This window comes from Candidatus Zixiibacteriota bacterium, from assembly GCA_034003725.1.
Lineage (GTDB): Bacteria > Zixibacteria > MSB-5A5 > GN15 > FEB-12 > WJMS01.
Genome location: JAVEYB010000001.1, coordinates 192540 through 214431 on the forward strand (window position 1 = coordinate 192540; position 21892 = coordinate 214431).

24 protein-coding genes, 1 tRNA gene and 1 pseudogene are annotated in these 21892 nt (G+C 60.2%); all 26 read right to left on the bottom strand.

Annotation, left to right across the window (positions count from 1 at the left end):
- Window positions 1-88: 88 nt before the first annotated feature.
- Window positions 89-178, bottom strand: a tRNA-Ser gene (locus tag RBT76_00840).
- 162 nt (window positions 179-340) lie between these two features.
- Window positions 341-1744: a FapA family protein gene (locus RBT76_00845; protein ID MDX9856318.1), complete on the bottom strand. Its 1404-nt coding sequence runs from the start codon at window positions 1742-1744 to the stop codon at window positions 341-343.
- Between the two features lie 7 nt (window positions 1745-1751).
- Entirely contained in the window at window positions 1752-2165 is a 414-nt protein-coding gene (locus RBT76_00850) for a response regulator (protein MDX9856319.1), read from the bottom strand.
- A 68-nt stretch (window positions 2166-2233) separates the two neighbouring features.
- Window positions 2234-2650: a response regulator gene (locus RBT76_00855; protein MDX9856320.1), complete on the bottom strand. Its 417-nt coding sequence runs from the start codon at window positions 2648-2650 to the stop codon at window positions 2234-2236.
- Window positions 2651-2774: 124 nt separating this feature from the next.
- Complete coding sequence (locus RBT76_00860; protein ID MDX9856321.1) at window positions 2775-3146, bottom strand: hypothetical protein; 372 nt, start codon at window positions 3144-3146, stop codon at window positions 2775-2777.
- A 1-nt stretch (window position 3147) separates the two neighbouring features.
- The gene (locus RBT76_00865; GenBank protein ID MDX9856322.1) at window positions 3148-4053 is read right to left on the bottom strand and encodes a GAF domain-containing protein; all 906 of its coding nucleotides are present in this window, start codon (window positions 4051-4053) and stop codon (window positions 3148-3150) included.
- Complete coding sequence (locus RBT76_00870) at window positions 4054-4653, bottom strand: hypothetical protein (protein ID MDX9856323.1); 600 nt, start codon at window positions 4651-4653, stop codon at window positions 4054-4056. It abuts the gene before it with no gap.
- An 11-nt stretch (window positions 4654-4664) separates the two neighbouring features.
- A complete protein-coding gene (locus RBT76_00875; protein MDX9856324.1) occupies window positions 4665-5186 on the bottom strand; it encodes a PilZ domain-containing protein in 522 nt (173 codons plus the stop codon).
- 18 nt (window positions 5187-5204) lie between these two features.
- Window positions 5205-5969 carry a PilZ domain-containing protein gene (locus tag RBT76_00880; protein MDX9856325.1) on the bottom strand — a complete coding sequence of 255 codons (765 nt, stop codon included), beginning with the start codon at window positions 5967-5969 and terminating at the stop codon, window positions 5205-5207.
- 1 nt (window position 5970) lies between these two features.
- Complete coding sequence (locus RBT76_00885; protein ID MDX9856326.1) at window positions 5971-6723, bottom strand: PilZ domain-containing protein; 753 nt, start codon at window positions 6721-6723, stop codon at window positions 5971-5973.
- A 24-nt stretch (window positions 6724-6747) separates the two neighbouring features.
- Window positions 6748-7929, bottom strand: coding sequence for a DUF2225 domain-containing protein (locus RBT76_00890; protein ID MDX9856327.1), 1182 nt, complete (start codon window positions 7927-7929; stop codon window positions 6748-6750).
- Window positions 7930-7949: 20 nt separating this feature from the next.
- Complete coding sequence (locus tag RBT76_00895) at window positions 7950-8363, bottom strand: hypothetical protein (GenBank protein MDX9856328.1); 414 nt, start codon at window positions 8361-8363, stop codon at window positions 7950-7952.
- Between the two features lie 23 nt (window positions 8364-8386).
- A complete protein-coding gene (locus RBT76_00900; protein ID MDX9856329.1) occupies window positions 8387-8716 on the bottom strand; it encodes a hypothetical protein in 330 nt (109 codons plus the stop codon).
- Between the two features lie 27 nt (window positions 8717-8743).
- A complete protein-coding gene (locus tag RBT76_00905; GenBank protein ID MDX9856330.1) occupies window positions 8744-9610 on the bottom strand; it encodes a FliA/WhiG family RNA polymerase sigma factor in 867 nt (288 codons plus the stop codon).
- A gap of 7 nt (window positions 9611-9617) precedes the next feature.
- On the bottom strand, window positions 9618-10466 hold the full coding sequence (locus RBT76_00910) for an AAA family ATPase (GenBank protein MDX9856331.1): 849 nt from the start codon (window positions 10464-10466) through the stop codon (window positions 9618-9620).
- A complete protein-coding gene (locus RBT76_00915; GenBank protein MDX9856332.1) occupies window positions 10459-11646 on the bottom strand; it encodes a hypothetical protein in 1188 nt (395 codons plus the stop codon). The genes RBT76_00910 and RBT76_00915 overlap by 8 nt, the downstream gene beginning before the upstream one ends.
- Complete coding sequence (gene flhA / locus RBT76_00920; GenBank protein ID MDX9856333.1) at window positions 11636-13720, bottom strand: flagellar biosynthesis protein FlhA; 2085 nt, start codon at window positions 13718-13720, stop codon at window positions 11636-11638. The genes RBT76_00915 and flhA overlap by 11 nt, the downstream gene beginning before the upstream one ends.
- Window positions 13721-13723: 3 nt before the next feature.
- A complete protein-coding gene (gene flhB / locus RBT76_00925; GenBank protein MDX9856334.1) occupies window positions 13724-14797 on the bottom strand; it encodes a flagellar biosynthesis protein FlhB in 1074 nt (357 codons plus the stop codon).
- 6 nt (window positions 14798-14803) lie between these two features.
- Entirely contained in the window at window positions 14804-15592 is a 789-nt protein-coding gene (gene fliR, locus RBT76_00930; GenBank protein MDX9856335.1) for a flagellar biosynthetic protein FliR, read from the bottom strand.
- A 214-nt stretch (window positions 15593-15806) separates the two neighbouring features.
- Entirely contained in the window at window positions 15807-16076 is a 270-nt protein-coding gene (gene fliQ, locus RBT76_00935; GenBank protein MDX9856336.1) for a flagellar biosynthesis protein FliQ, read from the bottom strand.
- Between the two features lie 13 nt (window positions 16077-16089).
- Window positions 16090-16842: a flagellar type III secretion system pore protein FliP gene (fliP, locus tag RBT76_00940; GenBank protein MDX9856337.1), complete on the bottom strand. Its 753-nt coding sequence runs from the start codon at window positions 16840-16842 to the stop codon at window positions 16090-16092.
- Between the two features lie 79 nt (window positions 16843-16921).
- Window positions 16922-17482, bottom strand: coding sequence for a flagellar biosynthetic protein FliO (locus RBT76_00945; protein ID MDX9856338.1), 561 nt, complete (start codon window positions 17480-17482; stop codon window positions 16922-16924).
- Window positions 17469-17729 (bottom strand): annotated as a pseudogene (gene fliN / locus RBT76_00950) (flagellar motor switch protein FliN). Before fliN ends, RBT76_00945 begins: the two are co-directional and overlap by 14 nt.
- 346 nt (window positions 17730-18075) lie before the next feature.
- Window positions 18076-19098 (bottom strand): flagellar motor switch protein FliM, encoded by a 1023-nt coding sequence (gene fliM, locus RBT76_00955; protein ID MDX9856339.1) that lies wholly within the window; start codon window positions 19096-19098, stop codon window positions 18076-18078.
- A gap of 12 nt (window positions 19099-19110) precedes the next feature.
- On the bottom strand, window positions 19111-19671 hold the full coding sequence (locus RBT76_00960) for a flagellar basal body-associated FliL family protein (protein ID MDX9856340.1): 561 nt from the start codon (window positions 19669-19671) through the stop codon (window positions 19111-19113).
- 134 nt (window positions 19672-19805) lie between these two features.
- Window positions 19806-21815, bottom strand: a complete 2010-nt coding sequence (locus RBT76_00965) for a flagellar hook-basal body complex protein (protein MDX9856341.1) — start codon at window positions 21813-21815, stop codon at window positions 19806-19808.
- Between the last annotated feature and the right edge of the window lie 77 nt (window positions 21816-21892).

Here is a 21892-nt window from a genome sequence, read left to right on the forward strand (position 1 = left end):
TCAGTCTTTGAGATCGAGATAGAGACGTACGCCCTGATCGCGACAGAATGCGGCTGATACGGAATCAGTCCTCCCGCCCCGTATCAAGCGGAGAGGCAGGGATTCGAACCCTGGATAGAGCTTAACACCCTATAACGGATTAGCAATCCGCCGCCTTCAGCCTCTCGGCCACCTCTCCGTCGATCTCTTTTGGAGGCAAAAATATAGCCCGTCGGCCGGACTTCGCCAAGCGATTTTTCCATCCCCTTGCACGTCGACTTCTCACGGCCTCAAAGGCGGGGGTGGAGTACTGAATTGGGAATTGGGGATAGGACCGGAAGGCGGGAGTGCCCCGCGGGCGTCATTCGCGGATCGCGGACACCATCACCTGGCCGTTGTCGCAGGTCACTTTCACCCGCTCGCGCTCTTCCACAAACTCGCGGTAGACGACGCCAAACTGCACCCTCACTCCGGGGTAAATGATGGTATCGGCGATGACATTCGCGTTTTCAAACTGCTTGAGTTTCTCTTCGAGTTCGGCTTTCTGCTTGCCGAGTTCTTCAATGCTGCCGGGGATCGCCTTCTGGACGGTTTCGAGCTTGGCGAGGGCGGCCTTTTTGTCGGCCGGAAGCTTGCCGTCCATTTGCAGCCGGTACAGGGAGTACAAAGCCTCTTTGATACGCTTGGCGTCCTCGGCCAGGCGCATTATCTCTTTGACCGTGTCGTTGTAGCGGGCGATGAGCTCGGGGTTGTAGCCGGCGATGACCACCGTTTTGGTGCCGGCATCGGAGCCGAATACCGAGGCACGAACCGATTTCCCGGCACGGACCATTCCACCGATAATCTTGCCGCGGTTGCCTTTGACCTCGATATTGTGGGCTGCCGTTACCGTGCAGTTGATGATCTCTCCGCCGACCGTAACGGTACCGCCGGCTTCCAGGCGCTGACCTTCGGCATATTTGACGACAATGTCGTTTTCGGCTCTGAGGATTCCCTTGCCCTCACCGAAAAAGCCGCCCTTTATGTAGACCGAGCCGGCGACTTCGATCGTAGAATCCTCCACGTTGCCCTCGACCTCGAGATTCCCGTCGACTTTGATCGTGAATCCGGTCTTGACGCTGCCGGACACTTTGACCGATCCTGCGCAATCGATATTGCCGACGTTGAAGTCTACATCACCCCGAATTACCGTCACGTCGTTGACGGATACCTTCCCCTTCTGGAATACGATAGCGCCGGAGGCGGTCGCTATGAGGGTCATGCCGTCATCGGAGACCCTGGTGTTTGTGCCGCGTTTGAACGGGATGTCACGACCCATCGGACCCTGGATTTCCTTGCCGAACACGTTTTTCCCCGGCGTCCCGCGGGTCGGCGGGATCTTCGTGACAAGGACATCCCCCACGTGGGTATTTTGAATGAAACTGATGTCTTTGTAGTCGATTCGGCCGTCCTGGTCTTCCTTCGGGGTGCGTTGATTGGTCGTGTCGAAATGGTAGTCGAACCGGGCGGACACACCGGGGTTGGGCAGGTCGCCGCCGGCGACTTTGATCGGCGTGACATAGATCTGCTCTTCCACGCCGCGAGCGATTTCCTTTTCGTCGATCCCGTAAATGACGCCTTCGGCCTCAAGCGCTTCCTTGACCTCGTCAACCGTTACCGGCGGGTCCGCCTGTTCCGGCTTGTACAGCACCATCGTCGCCGACATCGAGTCTCCCGAGACGGTAATGCGGACGCGTTTGCGCGTTGAGACCGACGAGCCGGCCATAACTGGACTACTCCTGGATTTCGGCGTCCATCGCCCGCCCTGAGGCGGAGAGGATTCGCCAGTATGCTCGTTCGACTATCAGCGATACCTCGAAGCTCTTGAACGGCTTCGTCAGATACTCGTCGGCGCCCAGAAGCAGAGCATCCTTCACCGTGTACGTATCGCCGTAGGCGGTCATCATGATCATGCCGATCGACGGATGCTCCTTCTTGACGATTTTGAGCAGATCAAAACCGTTCATCCGGGGCATCTTCATGTCGGAGATGATGAGGTCGACCTGGTGTTTGTCGAGCATGTCCAGTGCGGCCTGGCCGTCCTCAGCCATCAGAATCTTGTACCCGTCGCGGGACAGAATTTTCGCCAGCAGATCCCGCATCATCTGCTCGTCGTCAACCACGAGAATGGTAATCGAGTTCTTCATCGTGTGTACGTCTCTCGCTTCACTCGCCCCACAAGCCGCACTCGCCGGCCGTGCCGAAGGGCAGTCCGTTATCGCACCAACGCCCGGGTCAGTTCTCCGATAAATTCGTCCAGCTGCACGGGCTTGTACATGACCCGGCACGCCCCCAGCACGCCGGCCTCGCGAACCAGTTTGTCGGTGGCGTTGCCCGTTATCACCATCACTGGCACGCGCGGTGATTTCTTCTTGATGTCGATCAACGCATCGAGACCCGACATCTCGGGCATGATCAAGTCCAGCGTGATCAGATCGTACTCGGTATCGGTCACCTTCTGCAACGCCTCGGCGCCGCTCTTGGCTATATCGATATCGAACGCACTGGTCAAGGCACAGAAATCCCTGAACACCTCGCGCACCCACTTCTCGTCGTCAACGATCAGAATCTTGAACGGATTTCCCCGCTCCTGGGCTCGCTGCGTAAGCTTCTGCAGGTTACCGGTGGTCATGAGATACGTCCCTTTGTTTCAACCAAGTGATCCATCGACCGCCGGAACCAGGGGCAGTCGACCATATATAAGGTATCGTCATTATGTGTGGATTCTCCAGTCTCTCACCCTTGGACCCGTGCCTTTAACCGACCGTTCCGCGGTTTTCCCCCAGGTCTTCAAGGATTTTGGCGCACTGACGTGCAATCGCCTGAAGCCGCACCGATAAATGGTCCTCGAGCTGCCTGTCCGACGGTACGTCGTACGCCATAACCTCCCGGTTTTTGGCGGCGTTGAGAAGCACCGTCATCTCCTGAACCACCTTGACCGTACCGTTGACGAGCCGGATGAAGTCGGGTTCGAGCCGCTCCAGCCTGCTCGACGGATTGTTGCTTTTCGCTTTGGCGAGGTAAATGGCCAGGTTCAGCGCCAGTGTTTTCACCTGCTCGTTGAGCTGATCGACCTCGGAGACCAGATCACGCGCCTGCGGCGGCGCCTGTTTGCCGGTCGATTTCATCTTAGTCCTCCATCGAGGGATAGACCGGGGTGAGCCATTCCACCTCGGCGCCGGGGTGCCGGTACCAGTCTGACGCCGTATCCAAGAAGTCCTCGGCCGTCAGGTGATCGATCTCGAGCAATTTGCGATTGATTGCACCGACATGCAGAGCAGCCGCTTCAATCCGCCGCAGCCGGGACAGCACCTTCTGATTCGGCACCTCTCCCTCGGCGAACAGGCACTGGATATTACCGACAATCACCGCCAGCGGATTATTGATCTGGTGATTGATGACGGCAGCCATCTTGAGTACGACCCGGAGTTTCTCGGCGGCGACCTTCTGTGAGTGCGCCAGCAACAGTTGGTTGTGCGCCTCGGCGAGGGCATTGTTCTTACGTTCGATTTCCTGCTGGAACAACTGCCGCTCGATCGATATCGCCAGCTGGTCCGCAACCACCGTCATGAGCCGGACGTCTTTCTGCTCGAACGCTTTCGGACGACGGCAGCCAAGATTGACCACACCCAGGACATCGCCGTCGATCAGGAGCGGAAGCGACATGAAGCTGCGGAACAGGACGTCGCCCTCGAAGTCGGTGGACTCGGGTCGGTCCGCGAGCAGCACCGGTTTCTTGCTGGCCGCGGCCCATCCGGTCAGCCCTTTCCCCTGGCCGATTCGGAGAAAACTGATCGGCTCGACTCGCTCGCCCAGCGAGGCGACCTCGTCGTACCTGTCTGCGCGGTCATTCTTGAGATACAGCGTCGCGCCGTCGAAGGGCAGTATCGTCTTGATCATCTTGAGGACTTCGACGAAGGTCGACGGCGTTGGCGCCTTGCCGCGGCAATAGGCGGCAATGTCCGCAACCAGGCCGATCTTCTGCCAGAAGCGCGTGGGGTCAGGATCCGTCGGGATTTTGCGCTGTGTCGCCACTCAGCGGCCTCCTGTAAACTGCGCCGTCAGCTCGAGAAGCTGCCGCGCGCTTTCGTCGTACAACTTCGCGAACAACATGCCCTTCTCGTCGGGGCGAAGGTGTATGTCGGGATCGTACTTGTTGTCGTCCATGGTCGCCTGAAACACCCGCTTCGCGGGCAGTTCTGTCGTGAACCGATCACCCGCCAGCAACCGGCCGCGGCGCAGATCGACAAACCGGTACTCGCCTTCCAGCACCCCCACTGTCTCCCACTTGTGGAAGACCAGCGGCAAATGAAACGACTTGCGGCGCTCGATCCGCTGGCTTTTCACCACCAGGCTCAGGAGGTACCGGCCGCCTCGTTCGACTCCCCAGTTGGTCAGGCTGTCCAGATCCAGCGAGGCGTTCGGAAACGGCGGGTATGCCGGATCGCCGGGATCGACTACGATGACGCGGATGCTCTGGTCCCGTGTGAGACGGGTCACCAGGGCGTCCTCGAGACCGTCCGTCGTCCATGCGTTGGGCACGGATTGCACGCGGAGGATGAAATCACGCTCACCGGCGGCAAGTCCGCCCGCCGCCAGCCAGAGCGCGGCGACTGCAGTGAATAGACGAATCATGTCCACCGACCTTACGCGGTGACTGTCGCGTTCTCTTCAAAGAGGTAACGGTTCAAGACACGCCGAACGGTGTGTTCGAAATCGTCGAGCGACTCCGGCAACAGGTCGACCTGCCCCTGCGACAACAGGTCCGTCACGTCGTCACGGGTGATAAACGCTATGCCGGCAAGGATGCCCGAGGGATCGATCTCGACTCTCTTGACCAGACCGAGTACGTCGTTGAGCGCCTCGGTCTCCTGCATGATGAAGTGCAGGGCGACCACATCGCCTTCGAACACCTGCTGGTCGAGCTCCACCAACAGACCGCCGGCGGAAATATTGAGGATCGTTCCGTTGATAACGTGCCACTCCCCTTCGGGCCAGAAGTGCCCGCCCGCGTCGCGGATCTTGTTCAGCGTAACCGGCGATGCGATCTCGATTCGCACGAAGCGGCGGCGGTTGTCGCTCTCTACGCGGAACGGACGGCGCGCGGCCACGGCGGTCCCGTTGGTCGGCACTTCCTGGATGAATTTCACTTTGCCCTTTGTTGCCATGTTAGTACCCCTTCCCGTCTACCGGGAGACATCGGATTGCATCCATGCTTCTATTTCGTGATTTTTGCGTTCGCGATCGGCGGCGGTGTAGCTGAATACGGAGTCCGGAAGGTGGCTGAGCCGCTGCTGCGGGACGTGCCGGTTGCCGGCCTCACGGACGACAAACTCCACCCCGACGTTGTATCGGGAATAGTCCAGTTGGAAACAGTGGCGGACACGCGCCAGAACGAGGTCCGGAAGAATCTTTTTCGGCAGATCGAAATGCATCAGTAGTAAAATGTCCGGCTGAACGAAACTGGAGAAGTGCACGAGGGCTCCGCCGCTGGAGAAATTGACCGTGTCGGTCTTGATCCACCGAAGGCGCGCGATATCGACCGGCGAAAAGGTGCGGCTCGGGTAGGCGGCGAGATCGACCGGCCGCATCATCGGCATGCGCGCGAACCGTCGCTGCGCCAGCGGGACCACGCGCTCATCGAGCTCGAGAAAACATCGACCGCCCTGCGTGCGCTTGAGCTTCGCCCGGACCGCGATATACTGGCCCTTGTATTTGAATTTCACGACCAGGGTTTGTCGGCTGACCAGGTTGTCGACCAGGCCTTCCCCCCCGGCGTTGCTGATCCGGATCTCTCGACCGGCGCACGCCATGACGCGGGTGACGAGCTGTTTGCCGGGGAACTGCTGCGAGTACAGTTTTACGTCATGCCCGACCAGGGTAGACAAATCGAGACGCAATGCGTCGATCTCCGTCCCAAAAGCGGCCAACTCGAGCGCGGGGCGTGACATCTTACAATAACCCCTTGTTTCGCAATTCTATCTGCCGGTCGAACAAATGCCGCGAGAGACGCTCCTGCACCATGTCCGAGAACCGCTTCACGCTACCCGGCAGTGCTTTCACCTGCGTATCGTTGAGGTGGTCGGGCAAGTCGTACGTGCGAATGAACTCGACGCCGGCCGTATGACCGGTCTCGGTCTTTAATGCGCGGCGGCAGATCGCGGCGACGGCGTCGGGCAGACCGATTTCCACGAATAATTCCATCTGCAGAAGCATCAGGTCGTTGCGGTGGATTTCGCCGTTGGTCGTGATCAGTGCGCCGCCGGCGCTGACATCGACCGTGCGGCTCTGTATCCATTGAATTTGATCGTTCTCGTCGCGCGGTGCGGCGCCATTCTGCAGCACGACATATTTGACGCCGCTGCTGAGGTCGATCCGGCAAAAACTGCGACGCTGGACGCGGCGGATCTTCCTGGGCGGGGTAAGGATCGCATAGGAGGCTCCCCCGCCGTTGCGCTGCGTTATCTTCGACTCGAACTCGTACGCCGCGTCGTCTCGCGTCACCTGCACCGTCACCACGACACCGTCGCGCAGCAGGGTGCGACCCTGGATGTACTCCGGATTCGTGATGACGATCCCCCCGTTGATGAAGTCCTCGATGCGGGCGGAGTACGTGCCTGCCTCGCGTTCCTCGCCAACCTTGAGCGTGACCTTCTCCCAGATCTTCAGCTCCTGGTTGTGCGGTAATGGTATCGTCTGCGCCACCGTTTTGTTCGCTTTCGTGCCTGTTTATGCCGGTTTCAACACGGCGAGATTCGAACGTCCCTGTTCGATTGCAAGTTCCAGTATCTTGCGCGCCAGAATTGTCCGCGATTGATCGTGACGATTCTGGTAAATGAACTCCTGGCCCGCCTTGATGGTGCTGGCGAAGTATTCCTTCGCGGTTTCGTGATCGCCCACTCGACGAGACAGCTCCGCGATCAGATACGACGCCTGTATCTGCTGGTTGCCCGGCGAAATGTCGCGACCCTTCGCAAACGCCTCTCGGTAATACGCCACCGCCTTGCGAAGCGCGTCGGGTTCGTTACACACGGCGCCCGACCAGATGCTCTTGAGATCCACCAGGAAGTTCTCGAACGACGGATACTGGCCGAACCCCGGTCCGGCGCCGTCGGCGCCGCCAACCAGCGCGGTCCGATGGTCGTACAAGAGCTGGCGCACGGCCGCAAGGTGTGCCTCGCATCCGGCAATATCGTTTTTGAGAGCGTTGATCTCCGCGTTGTACAGCTCGCGGTGCGACAGCATTTCGGACTGCATGTGCGCCGACAGGTGCGGCGACTCAAAGTGCGAATCCACTGTCGTCGTGAAGTCGGAAACGTCTCTCGTCAGTGACTCCACCGTCGACTTCATCTGGGCGTACCGCGTGTCGATCTCGTGCATCATGCCCCGGAGAAGCGCGATGCCGGCGTCTTCGCCGCGCGACAAGTCCCGGAATACCCACGCGATGCGCAGATAGAAGCGGCCCAGATCGAGCGCGTGCGGACGGTCCGAAAGCGATTCGTCGAACACCGCCAGCAGAAGCTTCACGATCGCCGTCTCGTTGGGATGGCGGCCGTGATGAATCGCGTTGCCCAGACGCTTCACCGGCGAATCAGCCAGCGACAGTTGCTCGAGATGCTGGTCTTTGATCGCCTTCAACCGGTATGTCTTGAAGTGAGTGTCGTCCTTCCAGTCGCGGAACTGGTTGTTCATCTCGCGGGTGTAGAAACAATTGCTGCAGGTTGCCGTGAAATACAGCAGCGGGTTGTGTCCTTCGTATCGCGGGAACCGCCACTTGATGTCGACCGGACAGAAATCGGTATCTCTGCCCTGTTCCGTGTAGGCGCCGACCCGCACGGTCTCGAATTCGTTAACCGTCTTGCAGATGGGACATTCGATCTTGAATGTCAGAAAGGGACTCTGCGTGGGCATATATCTCTCCGATCTTCTGTTTATTTCCCGGTTAACAGGGCCAGTTCACCATCGCTGATCGGCACCGCCGCCTTGACCGCATCCGTCGAGGCGCCTTTCTCCAGCATCGTGCGAGCCAGCGCGAATACTTCGCGGTGATTGCGGCGAACTCCCGCCGCGGCGACCGGCCGGCGACCGCCGGGGTTGGCCGCGTTGGTTACCGCCGGCACGGACCGCAGGTCCAGAAACTCCGCATCGGCGGCGGCCGCCGCCAGCGCACCCGAGACCGCCGGCGTAACCGGCGACTGCGCGGCGGATGCACCCACCTCGCGCTCATGTGCGCGCGCAATACGATTGCGCCAGGCCGAGTACACTACCAGCCAGAAGGCGCCTCCCGCCAGATAGCCCAGTACGTTCAGGGCGATATCAATCAGCTGTTCCTGGTAAGCTTCCATGTCGTTCACTCCTATGTGCTCGATCAGGCGGTCAGGTCGATGTGCTCGCCCGATTGACTCGACTTATCTTCCTCTTCGACGTCCTCGTCGGTTGTCTCCTGCTCGGCTCCTTGAGGCGGCACGGTCTCCGCCGACTGTCTATCCTCATCCTCGGTCGGCGGCAGGTCGGCCCGGTCGATGATGATTTCATCCTTCTGCTGCTGCCGTCGCCTCCGCTGCTCGTCGTCCATTCGCTCCTTCAATTCCTGTGCGAACTTCTGCCGACGGTCCGGAGAGGACTGCTGGCTCGGTTTCACGCGATCGGACCGCCGGTACGGGTCGATCCGGTCGACGCCGTCAAATGAATCATCCATGGCATTCCTCGCCTGCCGGGTGGACGGCTACCCTGTCAGGGCGAACTTCTCGCGGACCATGCTCCGAAGCTTCTTGACGGCCCGGGTATGGATCTGCGAGACGCGCGATTCCGAGATCGACATGACCTCGCCGATCTCTTTCAGGGTCAGCTCTTCGTAATAGTACAGCGCGATCACGAGCTTCTCCTGTTCGGTGAGGCGGTCCATGGCGACCACCAGAAACGATCGCAGTTCGCCTTTTTCGATTTCGCCCAGAACCGAATTCCCGTTCTGGTCGGTGATGGTTTCGATCCGCGGTACCTGCCGGTTGTCGTCATCGGGATAGATGATTTCATCCAGCGACAGCATGTTGGTGCTTGATACGTCGTCGAGCGCCACGTGCAGTTCCTCCACGGTTATGTTCAGGTGGGCGGCCAGTTCGGATTTCTCCGGCGGACGGCCCAGTTCGTTTTCCAGCGACGTCATGGCGCGGTCGATCTCGCGCGACTTGGCGCGGGTCGAGCGGGGCACCCAGTCGAGTGCGCGAAGTTCGTCCAGGATGGCGCCGCGGATTCGCGGCACCGCATAGGTCTCAAACTTCACACCGCGGGCCGGGTCAAAGTGACCGAACGCCTCGATCAGCCCGATAACGCCCGTGTTGATCAGATCGGACAACTCCACCGACCGTGGAAAACCCATCGCCATCCGGGCAGCAACATTGCGCACCAGCGGCAGATACGTGTTCAGCAGGCGCTGGCGGGATTCATCCGTCGGGTTCTTCTGGTAACGGACCCAATCACGCGCCGAAACTTCCCACTTCTTGGCCCGGCGTGGAGTGACCGACAGATCGCTCGCGTCGACGGGTACGGTTTGTTTTGCCCGTCCTCTGGTCGTTGCCTTTGTCGTGCTAACCATATGAATGCTATCCCTTTGTATCGGCCGTGGCCGGGTTTTCCTTATCTTCGAATTTGACCGCATTAGATCGCCGGATTTCAGCTGCCGAAGCGCTCCCGCTCAGCATCCCGGCAATCGAGGTAAGTGTCTGACAGACAGCAGATTGTTCGTCGATCCGGAAGATCGGCACCTGCCGGGCCAGCGCGGCCCGAACCTGGTCCGCCTCCGGCAGGAATCCGAGCATCGACGGCGATTGCCCCAAAAATCGTTCAGCCAGCGCCCGAAACTTCCGGTCGATATAGTCCGCCTCTTCATCGGACTGGCAGCGATTGACCAGCAACCGGCAGTCGATCGACTTGTTCGTCTCGACGAGGTACTTGTAAAGACCGTAGGCGTCGGCAATCGAGGTTAACTCGGGGACGATCACCAGCAGGGTGAGGTCCGACGCATGAGCCATGACGGTCGCGGGCTTCGAAATACCCGAGCCGTGGTCGATGATCACATGATGGTATCCGCCGCTTTGCTCGCGGATGATTCTCACGAGGTGTGCCGTCGGCATGACCCCGAAGTCGTCGACCACCGAACCGCCCCATGACGAGGCGAGCAGGTCGATATGCTCGCTCACCGGTGTCACGGCCTCCGCGAGCGACAGCTCTCCTGCGGCAAACTGGCGCACGCCGACATCACAGCGCACGTTCGCCAGTATGTGCAGATTGCCCGACGAAAAATCTGCGTCGACAAGGAGCACGCGATTGCCGCGGGCACCCAGGCGGTCGGCAAGATTGTAGGAAATGACCGACTTGCCCACGCCCCCTTTGCCGGACAACACCGAGATCACGCGGCTGCCGGCTGTCTGGACCAGTGTCAGCCTATTCATTGGTCGCCTCCTCCGAAATCAGCGTGGCGGCAATGCGGGCGGGATCGGGTGCGTGGATCGTACCGACGCCCGCCGGTGACTCAGCGACCCAGGCGAGCCGGGCGCCGGAAGCTTCGCAAGCGGCGACAATCGCCCCCCGCCGCGTGGTGACGTCGAGCATGCTCAACGCGATATGGGTCGGCTGTATCGTGCGAAGCCGTTCGGCGATATCGACAATGTCGCTGGAACGCATGAGGCTCGAGAAAACGCAGATTCGGTGCGTGGCGTTTACCCCGGAAACCCGCCCGGCGAACTCAGCGAACTTCGAACCGTCGACCGGAAGCCCCGGCGTGTCGATCAGCGTGACGCAGTCGGCGTACCGGGACAGCTTTTCGTTAGTGCCGGTCGGGTCGGTGAGTTCGACGCCGAGAATGGCGGCATAACTGAGAATCTCGTCGTGCGCGCCGATCTTGACGTCGTCAAGCGATACCAGACGGACCTTCTTCTTTTCGGTTCCGACAAGATGCGCGGCCAGTTTGCCCACCAGCGCCGTCTTGCCCGCACCGGCCGGTCCACAGACGACAACCGTGTCGCCGGGCGTGAGCGTCACCGATGGTTCCATCATCTCGGCAAGCAGCGCGGTGAGTGAGCGCCGTGCCCGCTGCACAATCGGTTCGCCCCCGTCATCGGTCATCGCGAGCGACGACAAAAACGCCGTGACAAACGTGTCAAGGACGTCCGCATCCGCCAGCATCATGTGCAGGCGAGTCAACTGCCCGTCGGCGTCGGTCGGCCGGGAGGATCCCGCCAGCGAGTCGAGCATGGCGTTGATCTGCGTCACGGTCGACTTGTTCGCCGTTTCGATCAACTGCGCCAGCCGGGCTTCCAGCTCGGCCAGCTTCGCGTCGGCCGCCGGTACTCCGTGAGTTTCTTTCGCGCTCTCGGGCGTCGTCCCGGCGGGTGCATCGGTTGACCGTGCAGACTCGAGTGCATCCGCGAGCCGGTTCGAACGGTCAGACAGGATGCGCGACGTCTGGGCGACCGACGGCCGGTCGATGCAGGCCGTCACCTCGATCCCCGGGCGTCCCAGGTCGTCGACGACCTTGCGCGTTTTGAGCACCACGGCGTCGCCGCCCATCTGGGAGCGGACCTGCTTGAGCGCGGCCGCAGCCGATTCGGCGGTGAATGACTTAATTATCATCGTTTAACCTCACCACTCCGGTGGAGACTACTTCTGCACTGGGCATCACTTCGTTGTAGGAAATGACCGCGAGGCCCGGGAAGCTGGCTTCGACCAGCCGGCGAAGGGCCAGGCGTATATTGGGAGAGCAAATACAGACCGGCGTCAATCCGGCGTTTTGCATCCGTTCGACCTGCGCGCCGATCCTCGCGAGCAACAGCTCGGTCAGCGACGGGTCCATGACCAGCATCAAACCCTGTTTCGTATTCTGGACCGACTCCGACAGCTGATGCTCGATTGCCGGATCCATCGTGAAGACGTTGATCCGTCCGGCGCCGTCCTTGTACAGCTCGCTGATCTGTCGCTTGAGCGACATGCGGACGTACTCGGCGAGCACGTCGGTTTCCTTCGTGACCGGCGCATAATCGGACATCGTCTCGACGATCGTCGCGAGGTCGCGCACGGGAATTCGCTCGCCGAGCAGCGACTGCAGCACCTTCTGGAGCATGCCGAGCGAAACGTGCTCGGGGATGACGGATTCGACGAGAGCCGGGTAATCTTCCTTGAGGGTGTCGATCAAATGCTGCACGTCCTGACGCGTGAGAATCTCCGACGCGGCGCCCCGGATGGTCTCCGTTAGATGCGTAGCCAGCACGGCCGACGGCTCCACGACCGTATAGCCCTGAGCCTCGGCGACCTCTTTCAGGGTCGGGATGATCCAGCTGGCATTCAGGGCGTAGGCCGGGTCTTTGGTCTCGAATCCGTCGAGCTTCTCTTCGACGAAGCCCGGATTGATCGCCAGCAGATGGTCGATCATCAGTTCGTACGACGCGACCGCGATACCTTTGATCTTGATCAGGTACTGATTCGGTTTCAGCTGCACGTTGTCGCGGATGCGTACCGGCGGCACCACGATCCCCAGTTCGGCCGCCAGTTGCTTGCGGATCGTACCGACCCGGTCGAGCAAATCGCCGCCCTGGTTGGCGTCGACCATCGGGATCAATCCGTAGCCGATCTCGAGGCCGATGGTATCGACTTTCAGCAGGTCTTCGGTGCGCTCTTTCGGCGGCGGCTGCTGCTGTTGCTTCGCGCGCGCCTCCTGCTCGCCGGCAAGCGCCTGCTGCTTCGCGGCCTTGCGCGTGAGCATCCCGATCCCGCTCACCGCCGCGCCGATCGCCACAAAAGTCATCGTGGGAAGTCCCGGCACGATCCCGAACAGGATCAGCACGAGACCGGTGATCAGTATCGCCCGGGGCTGACGCGAAAGCTGGCGGGTCAGGTCGGTGCCCATGTTGGAGTCCGACGCAGCGCGAGTCACGATAATGCCCGATGCCGTGGACACCAGCAGCGCGGGAATCTGGGTGACCAGGCCGTCGCCGATCGACAGCAGCGAGTACGTGCGAAGCGCCTCGGCGAGCGGCATGCCGTTGAGAGCGATACCGATAATGAAACCGCCGATGACGTTGATAAGCGTGATGAGAATGCCGGCGATGGCGTCACCGCGAACGAATTTCGACGCGCCGTCCATGGCGCCGTAGAAGTCGGCCTCGCGGGCGATCTCCGCGCGACGCTCCCGGGCTTCCTGGTCGTTGATAATGCCCGCGTTCAAGTCGGCGTCGATCGCCATCTGCTTGCCGGGCATGGCATCGAGAGTGAATCGTGCCGCGACTTCCGATATCCGCCCGGCGCCCTTGGTGATGACGACGAACTGAATAATGACGAGGATGACGAAGACGATAAATCCGACGACGTAGTTGCCCTGCACGACAAAATTGCCGAACGAGTTGATCACCTCGCCGGCGTACCCCTGCCCAAGGATCAGGCGTGTCGACGCCACGTTGAGCGACAGTCGCATCAGCGTGACGATCAGCAGCATGCCGGGAAACACGGACAGATCCAGCGGCTTGGTGATGTACAGCGTGGTCAGGAGCACCACCAGCGAGAAAGTGATATTGAACGCGAGAGCGAAGTCCAGCATCGCCGCCGGCAGCGGAATCACCAGCACCACGATGATGCCGATGACGCCGAAAGCGAGCACGATATCGGACCGCGTCATGATGCGCGACAGCAGGGTATCCTGGGCGGCGACAGCCATGGCTTACTTCACCGCCTTTCCCTTGAGTCGGTACACGTAGGCCAGAACCTCGGCAACCGCGCGGTAGAGGTTCGCGGGGATCGCCTGCCCGATATCGCACAGCTTGAACAGGGCGCGCGCGAGCGGCTTGTCTTCGATCACCGGGATGTCGTGCGCGTATGCGATTTCCTTGATCTTCTGCGCTATCAGGCGCTCGCCCTTGGCAATCACGATCGGAGCGCCGCCGATTGCGACGTCGTACTTCAACGCCACCGCGATGTGCGTCGGGTTGGTGATTACGACATCGGCCGTGGGGACTTCGCTCATCATGCGATTGCGGGCCATCTCGCGCTGTATCTGGCGCACCCGCGCCTTCACCTGCGGCGAGCCCTCGGTGTCCTTCATTTCATCGCGGATGTCCTGCTTGGACATCTTGATAGACTTTTCGAATTCGTACCGCTGGTAGGCGTAGTCGAGTGCGGCCAGTACGAGCATCGCGGCGCCGATCTTCAACGCGATCACCAGCGCCATCGTCCCCATCGTCGTGGCGATCTGGGCAACCGTCATATCCGGCAGCAGGAAAAACTCGTCGAACTCCGACTTGATCGCGTAGTAGCCGATCACCCCCACGATCAGCAGCTTGACCGAATCGCGCACCAGCGTGACCAGCGAGCGCACCGCGAACAGCCGCTTGAGCCCGTTCACGATATTCAGCTTGTCGAACTTCGGCTCCAGCGCCTTGTTGGAGATGTGAAATCCTACCTGGGCGATGTTGGAGCCGAGCCCGATCACCATCATCACGACGAAGACCGGCCCGACAACCGAGAAAAACGCATACATTGAGTCGGTCCATGACTTCGTGAAGGTCGGATCCTGGGCGGCGATACCGGGTGCGTTCGCCATCGTCGTGGACATCAGCAGGCGAAGCTGCGTGGAAAGGGTCGGGCCCAGCAGAAAAATCGCGGTGCAGCCCAGCACGATTATCAGCGCCGAGTTCAGCTCCATCGACTTCGCCACCCGACCTTCTTCGCGGGCCTTCTGCCTCCGTCGCGGAGTTGCCTGTTCCGTTTTTTCCTGGAATCCCTGTTCGTCGGCCATATGCGCCTACGCCTTTCCCATCGCGAGCAGGAGACGACCCAGTTCGGTATTCAGATGCGTCAGTGATTTTTCGACGATGTAGCCGAAAATCGGCAGCGACAGCGCGATGACCGCGATGCCGGCGGCCACCTTGATCGGAAACCCGATAAAAAACACGTTCATCTGCGGCATCATTTTCGCCACCGTGCCGAGCGTGACGTCCACGAGAAACAACGTCACCATCACGGGCGCGGCGATCTTGAGCGCGATCACAAACACGTACGCGCTGTGCTTCATGATTGCTTCGCCGACTCCACCCTCAAGCGTGATCTGCCCCGGCGGCATGACCGCATAGCTGTCGCGGAACGCCTGAATGATCAGGTGGTGTCCGTTGAGCGTGAGAAAAATCAGCGTCGCAAGCATCAGCCAGAACGTGCCGATTATCGATGACTGCGTTTCGGTGGAGGGATCGAGTACTTCGGCGAGCGCAAAACCGATCTGGTATCCGATCATCGATCCGGCCCCCTGAACCGCAAGAAAGATCAAAAGAAAAACGAACCCGATAATGGCGCCGACCATCAGCTCCAGAAACGCCAGCCCCGCCAGGACAACTACCGAATCGGTTACCGGCACGGCGGGTGTGGGGATGGTCATCATGGTGATCAGCGACAACAGAATGACCAGCCCGGCCTTGATCGGCTTGGCGATCGCCCGGTGGGAGAAAATCGGCGAGAGGATGAACAGACCGGAGGCCCGTACGAGCACGAGCAGAAACAATTCGAGCCGGGCCGTTCCGAATGCAACGAAGTCAAACACCTGGAAATCCTTACACCTCGGGTTAATCGCCCAATCCCTATTTCAAACCGTGTGCCAGAGTGAAACACCGCGTGACGACCTTATAACACACTGCGAGACAATGGGATAAAAACGGGCGGTTTTTTCGGGGGAGCGAAGGAGCCGGCGGCTGTGGAAATTATTACCAGCGTTGTGGGAAATTAGTTCAGAAGGGCGCTCAAGACGCGCCCCCCGTTCAGCCGACTAGAGTGGGGATAAGCTCGAACATGTGGCGCGTAAAATCCGTCAGGTAATTGATCATCCACGGCAGAAAAATCAGCAATGCTGCCGCCACCGCCAGGATCTTCGGCACGAACGTCAGCGTCATCTCGTTGATCTGCGTCACGGCCTGAAAGATGGCGATCGCCAGACCAACCACCAGGGCGAACCCCAGCATCGGCGCCGATACCATCAACACCGCCATCAGCGCTTCCCGTCCGATCGTTACTACCATTTGTGGCGTCATCTGCACGTCTTCCTTACACTCTGAATGACTCGACAAGCGACTTGACTAACAGGTACCAGCCGTCCACCAGCACGAACAACAAAAGCTTGAACGGCAGCGAGACGATAATCGGCGGCAGCATCATCATACCCATCGACATCAGCACCGATGCCACCACCATATCAATCACCAGAAACGGAATGAAAATCACGAACGCGATCTGAAATGCCGTGCGAAGTTCCGAGATCACGAATCCCGGAATGAGCACATGAAGCGGGATGTCTTCGGGCTTCTCCGGCTCCGGCAGCTGGGCGATATCCACAAACAGGGCCAAATCCTGTTCGCGCGTCTGCGCAAGCATGAAATGGCGGAACGGCCCCACGGCCTTCTCGAACGCCTCCTCCCCCTTGATCTGCTCGTCGAGATAGGGTTTGATCCCCTCGTTGTACGACTGATTGATCACCGGCGACATCACGAAAAAGGTCACGATCAGCGCGAGGCCGACCAGCAACTGGTTGGGCGGCATCTGCTGCGTCCCGATCGCATGCCGCAGAAACGACAGCACGACCGCGATACGGATGAACGACGTGATCATGATCAGGATCGACGGCGCGAGCGCCAGTACCGTGATCAGGATGACGATTTGAAGGGTGGTGGACAACTCCGACGGATTGGCGGATTCGCCCACTTCGATCGATATTTTCGGTATCGACTGGGCGAGCGACGATCCCGTCTGAATGCCGAGAGCGAGCCCGGCCGCGACCAGAGTGCGAAACAGTTTTTTCATATCCTATACGTCTTGTTCGCCGCACCATCCGTGTGCGGTCACCAACCGTCGGCCTCCTGGCGACGGTTTCCGTCGGGCCTTACGCCCGCGCCAGCGCTTCGCGACCGCGAAGCTTCTTTACACGATCAACGGCCGAGTTCAAAAGCGAGCCGAAAGTCTCCTGACTCGGCTGCGGCTGTTCGGCCAAAATGCGCGCCGTTTCCGGCTCGCTCAACTCCGTCAGCACGGAGATCTGGTTGTCCGTCACTCCGATCAGCACCGCCCGGTCGGCCACGCGCACCAGCGATACGGTCTTCTTGGGACCCACAAACGCCGTCTCGAGTACGTCGAGCGAACGTCCGCCCGTCCGACCGTACTGCCGGCGCTTCATCTGCCGGTTCAACAGGTACAGACCACCGTAGATGCTGGCGATCACCACCACCAGCGCGGCGATCATCTTTACGAGCGCGCCGTACGGCGAAACCGGCTGTGCCGAGATGGTTGCTGCTCCGTGGTCGGCCTTCTGCTGCAACGCCGCCAGCGAACTGTTGTCAGCCGATGCGTCGCCAACCGTCAGCATCACCAGCCCCGACAACGCCACCACCAGGACCAGCGCCACGGTCGTGTACACGCGCCGATTATGTGGTTTAATCGCGACCAAGGCTCTTTAACCTCTCTTCCGGCGTCATCAATTGCGTGATGCGAAGACCGAAGTTTTCGTCAACCACAACTACCTCACCGCGCGCCACCATCTTGTTGTTTACCATCAGGTCCACCGGTTCCCCGGCCAGCTTGTTCAACTCGACGACCGACCCCGGACCAAGCGCCAGAATGTCCGCGATAGACATTTTGGTGCGACCTAGTTCAATCGACACCGGCAGATCGACATCCATCAGCAAATCGATGTTCTGTGGTGATTTGCCGCCGGCCGGCTCCTGAAGCTGCTGGAACTCGGCTGCCGAGACGTCGGCGCTGCCGAAATCGATGTCATCGGGCGACCGCTTCGAGTCGTCCTCCGGCAAATCCTGCAGCATCGCCAGCATGGCCGCCTCGGCCTCGTCTTCCGGCACGTCGTTGCTGTTGACCACCTTGTCGAATCCGGGCGCCTCGACGTCGTCCAGCGTACCGTCGATCTCACTCAGCGCGTCGTTGATGTCCTGCGGCGGGCTCTGTGCATTGTCACCGGCGGCGCCGTCCGCCGACGCAGCTGCCCCGGGATCGCCCGCATCCGATTGCGCGGCCCCGGTTGACAGATCAAGATCCTTCTCGTCCGGCATACTTTCTCTTCTCCTCGGCATATTGATCGTAGATTTCCAATACCTGGAATGCGCGTTTCTTGCCGGCCAGACCCGGGTGCGCCGTGTACTTCTTCTGACGGTTCACCCAGATATCGATCGGCTGCGATATCTTCTTCTCCGATGGAATCACGTCCCCCAGCTTCAAGCGGAGAAAATCGCGCATTTTGATTCGCGACTGCAGCAATACCGCGGCGACATCGGCCTGGACGTCCTTCAGGTTGTCCGAATTGACGTCGCGGTCGACCGCCAGATTCTTCTTCTTGGTGGCGTCGATCCAGTTCTGCGCCGACAGCTTCGAAATGACCGGCTCCAGCGACACGTACGGATAGCAGATCGTCAGCAATCCCGTCGACTGAAACAGCTTTATCTGCAGGGATATCACCACCACCGTCTCGCCCGGCGGCACGATCTGAATGAACTGCGGATTCGTTTCGAAACTGATCTGCTCGATCTCGATCTGCACCAGGTGCTCCCACGACCGGGCCAGCTCCCGGTACAGCCGCTGCACGAGCCGGCCCATCACCGATCGCTCGATACCGGTCAACTCCCGCTCCGACTCCAGAATCTTGCCGTGACCGCCGAACATGCGGTCGATCAGCGAAAACGTCAGCGTCGGATTGAAGTCGACCAGACACACGGCCTCCAGCGGTCGCGCCGAAAACGTGTACGTACTCGACGGGCTCACCAAAGACATGATGAACTCCGAATAGGTGATCTGGTCCACCGAGACGAGATCGACGTCGACGATCGAACGCAGCACGGTTGACAACGACGAGCCGAAATGGCCCGCGAAGTTGTCGTGCATGTTTTCGAGCGTGCGGATCTGATCCTTGGACACCCGGTTCGGGTGCTTGAAGTCGTAGGCGACGATCGACCGAAGTTTCTCGTCGTCGAAATCCGCCGCACTCGCCTCTGAGTCGCCCGACGTCACCGTCGTCAACAGGGCATCGATCTCGTCCTGTGAAAGAATCTTGGCCACGGTATCACGTTCCTATTGCAGCACGAAATCCGTATAGTACACGCCGACCAGTTGATCGGTCTTGAGCAGCTGCTCGAGCCGTTTTTTCACCTGGTAGCGCATGATCTCTTTTTCCCGCGCATCGGTCAGCTGGGCGACCGACTTGGACGACAGGATGGTAATCAGCGCGTCCCGCACCAGCGGTTCCCGCACCTCGAATTCGCTCGCGAGCGCCGAACTGGCAAGCTCGAATCCGAACGATACCGACAGGAAGCGCGAGCCGCCCGTTCCCGAGGGGTTCACCACGATGTCGTCGATCGCATACATGATGGCGTTGCCCATCTTCGTGGCATGTGAGCCTTTCGACTTCTCGCCGTGTTCGCCGGCGGCTTCGGCCTTCTCCTCGTGAGTGGCGCTGGAGACCGGTGCGCTGGGGGCATCGTCTCCGCCCATCATGAAAAACGCACCACCCGCGCCGCCCAGCACGACCACGGCGCCGATAATGATGAACAGCATCAGGTTCGACTTCTTCTTCGGCGCCTCATGCGCATCGTCCGACACTTCAACTGTAGTCTTCTCTTCTTCTGGCGGCATGGCTGCCTCCTGATTATGCGTCGGCCGACGGCCGGGATGAACCCGGCCGGTCGACCGTTGTTTGTACGCGGCCGGTCACACGCTCGAAGCGTACGGCTTCGTTTCCGTATGTGCGAACGGCCTCCGTCATCTCATTATCTCTTCAGATTCACCAGCTCGTCCAGCATGCTGTCCGAGGTGGTAATTATCCGTGAATTCGCCTGGAATCCGCGCTGCGTCGTTATCATCGTCGTGAACTCCTGCGAGATGTCCACCGACGACGCCTCCAGCGCGCCCGATGTTATCTCGCCCGAGACGGTCGACCCGGCGACGCCCTGAACCGCCTGCCCGGAGTTCGCCGACTCCTGGTACAGTGACCGCCCTGCCTTGCGCAGACCGGCCTGGTTGTTGAAATCGGCCAGCATGATCTGCGCCAGAACCCGGGTGACACCGTTCGAGAATATCCCCGAGATATTCCCGGCCTTATCGATCGAGATCTTCTCAAGGATACCCAGACCGTATCCGTCCTGGCCGATGATCGACGCCGTATGCGGCGACCCGAACTGCGTGAGACCGCTGAATTCGAACGGCGTGCCCGCATCGAACGCGATTCGCATCGTCTCCGCGCCGTTGTTCGGCTCGATCGTCATACCGTTCGCCCCGGCCGAATACTCGAACGCGTTCAGCGATCCGTCGGCGTTGAACTGCACGTAGCCGCGGCCCCCGACCGTAATCGTCTCGTTGCCGAGCATCGTTGCCGTCCACTCCCAGCGGCTCTGGACATTGGACTTCGAGAATTCAATCGTCAGCGTGTGCTTCGTTCCCTGCGAGTCATACACGTTGATCGACGTCGAGTGGATGGTCGGCTCCGTGCTGATCACGAGCGGATCATCGCTCGCCGGATCGGCCGGGTTCGCCAGGGTCGTCGTGATCCCGTCGCTGCCCGCCTTGATTTCCACGCTGTCGTCGCCGCCCAGTCCCGTCAGCCCGGTGACGATACCGGTATTCTCGTCAATGACATAATCGAGATTGGTCGTGAACGGCCCCACTGCCGCCCCGGTCCCGCGGTCCGGCGTGAAGGTATCGGTCGCCACGAACGTGTGCGCAATACCGTTGCTGGCGCCGAACGTCGAACCGTTCGCGCCGAACAACACGCCGATCATGTTGCCGCTGACCACACCGGTCACCGCGTCGGTCGTCGTCGTGCCGGTCCCCGATTCGAAGCTGTACAATCCCGCCTTGTTGCGGGTGATCTGCAGCTCGCCGCCAACCAGGTCAGCCGTCAGACCTTCAATTTCAGTGATCGCGTTGATGACATCCTGGATGGTTGACGTCGCCGAGAGCCCGCTGACGTTTTGCGTCGTTGAGTCCCCGTCGATCCGGAAACCGAGCGAGAAATCGGTGATATGCAGCGAACCGAGCGTATCGGTCAGCGACAGCCCGCCGATCGGGACGCCGGCGTCGTCGGTCGCGACATTTGCACCCGTGGCGACGGAGTTGGTCGCCTGGTTGCCCGTAATCGAAATCGAGTGCGTTCCGCCGACACCGTCAAGAGCGATACCGGATACCGATACGACGCTGGACAGGCCGGACGACTCGAGCGTGGTGCGGGCGTCGGTCGCCGATGCGTCGAGATTGTTGGCCAGCGTCACCAGTTCGGTCGCCTGGGCCGGGTCCTGCTGCCCGAACGGCAGCTGGATCGGGCCGGTCGTCGCCAGCGACGGTATCTGGCCGGTCGCGTCGGCCATGCGGCCGAGTACGTACAGACCGGTCGCCGGATCTACCAGAGTCGAGTCGGCGTCAAAACCGAATGCACCGGCGCGCGTGTAAAAACGATTGTTGTTGTTATCGCCAAGAATGAAAAATCCGCTTCCCTGAATCGCCAGATCGGTAATCTGGCCCGTCGTCTCCAGACCGCCCTGCTGGAACAGGTTGTCCACTGAGGCTACCTGCATGCCCAGCCCGAGCTGAACCGGATTGGTACCGCCGGATACGGTTGAGGGCCGTCCCGCGCCCCGCGTCGTCTGCACAAGTGCTTCCTGAAAATTCACACGACCGGCTTTGAAACCGATAGTGTTGATGTTCGCGATGTTGTTACCGATCACGTTCATCTTGACCTGATGATTCTTCAGGCCCGAGACACCTGCGTACAGTGATGCCATCATGATCCAGTTTCCTTCTTTCTGTCACACGTGGCTTCCCCATCTCCAATGGGGTCCGGCCAGGTATGAATGGTTCCGCG

Bases quoted from the DNA above. Each gene is read 5' to 3' on its own strand.
- RBT76_00860 (MDX9856321.1), bottom strand. From the start codon at position 3,146: ATGAAATCGACCGGCAAACAGGCGCCGCCGCAGGCGCGTGATCTGGTC.
- RBT76_00895 (MDX9856328.1), bottom strand. From the start codon at position 8,363: ATGGAAGCTTACCAGGAACAGCTGATTGATATCGCCCTGAACGTACTG.
- RBT76_00870 (MDX9856323.1), bottom strand. From the start codon at position 4,653: ATGATTCGTCTATTCACTGCAGTCGCCGCGCTCTGGCTGGCGGCGGGC.
- flhB (MDX9856334.1), bottom strand. From the start codon at position 14,797: ATGGCCGACGAACAGGGATTCCAGGAAAAAACGGAACAGGCAACTCCG.
- RBT76_00960 (MDX9856340.1), bottom strand. From the start codon at position 19,671: ATGCCGCCAGAAGAAGAGAAGACTACAGTTGAAGTGTCGGACGATGCG.
- fliQ (MDX9856336.1), bottom strand. From the start codon at position 16,076: ATGACGCCACAAATGGTAGTAACGATCGGACGGGAAGCGCTGATGGCG.
- RBT76_00915 (MDX9856332.1), bottom strand. From the start codon at position 11,646: ATGATAATTAAGTCATTCACCGCCGAATCGGCTGCGGCCGCGCTCAAG.
- RBT76_00850 (MDX9856319.1), bottom strand. From the start codon at position 2,165: ATGAAGAACTCGATTACCATTCTCGTGGTTGACGACGAGCAGATGATG.
- RBT76_00965 (MDX9856341.1), bottom strand. From the start codon at position 21,815: ATGATGGCATCACTGTACGCAGGTGTCTCGGGCCTGAAGAATCATCAG.
- fliP (MDX9856337.1), bottom strand. From the start codon at position 16,842: ATGAAAAAACTGTTTCGCACTCTGGTCGCGGCCGGGCTCGCTCTCGGC.
- RBT76_00880 (MDX9856325.1), bottom strand. From the start codon at position 5,969: ATGTCACGCCCCGCGCTCGAGTTGGCCGCTTTTGGGACGGAGATCGAC.
- RBT76_00855 (MDX9856320.1), bottom strand. From the start codon at position 2,650: ATGACCACCGGTAACCTGCAGAAGCTTACGCAGCGAGCCCAGGAGCGG.
- RBT76_00900 (MDX9856329.1), bottom strand. From the start codon at position 8,716: ATGGATGATTCATTTGACGGCGTCGACCGGATCGACCCGTACCGGCGG.
- RBT76_00905 (MDX9856330.1), bottom strand. From the start codon at position 9,610: ATGGTTAGCACGACAAAGGCAACGACCAGAGGACGGGCAAAACAAACC.
- RBT76_00890 (MDX9856327.1), bottom strand. From the start codon at position 7,929: ATGCCCACGCAGAGTCCCTTTCTGACATTCAAGATCGAATGTCCCATC.
- RBT76_00910 (MDX9856331.1), bottom strand. From the start codon at position 10,466: ATGAATAGGCTGACACTGGTCCAGACAGCCGGCAGCCGCGTGATCTCG.
- RBT76_00875 (MDX9856324.1), bottom strand. From the start codon at position 5,186: ATGGCAACAAAGGGCAAAGTGAAATTCATCCAGGAAGTGCCGACCAAC.
- flhA (MDX9856333.1), bottom strand. From the start codon at position 13,720: ATGGCTGTCGCCGCCCAGGATACCCTGCTGTCGCGCATCATGACGCGG.
- RBT76_00845 (MDX9856318.1), bottom strand. From the start codon at position 1,744: ATGGCCGGCTCGTCGGTCTCAACGCGCAAACGCGTCCGCATTACCGTC.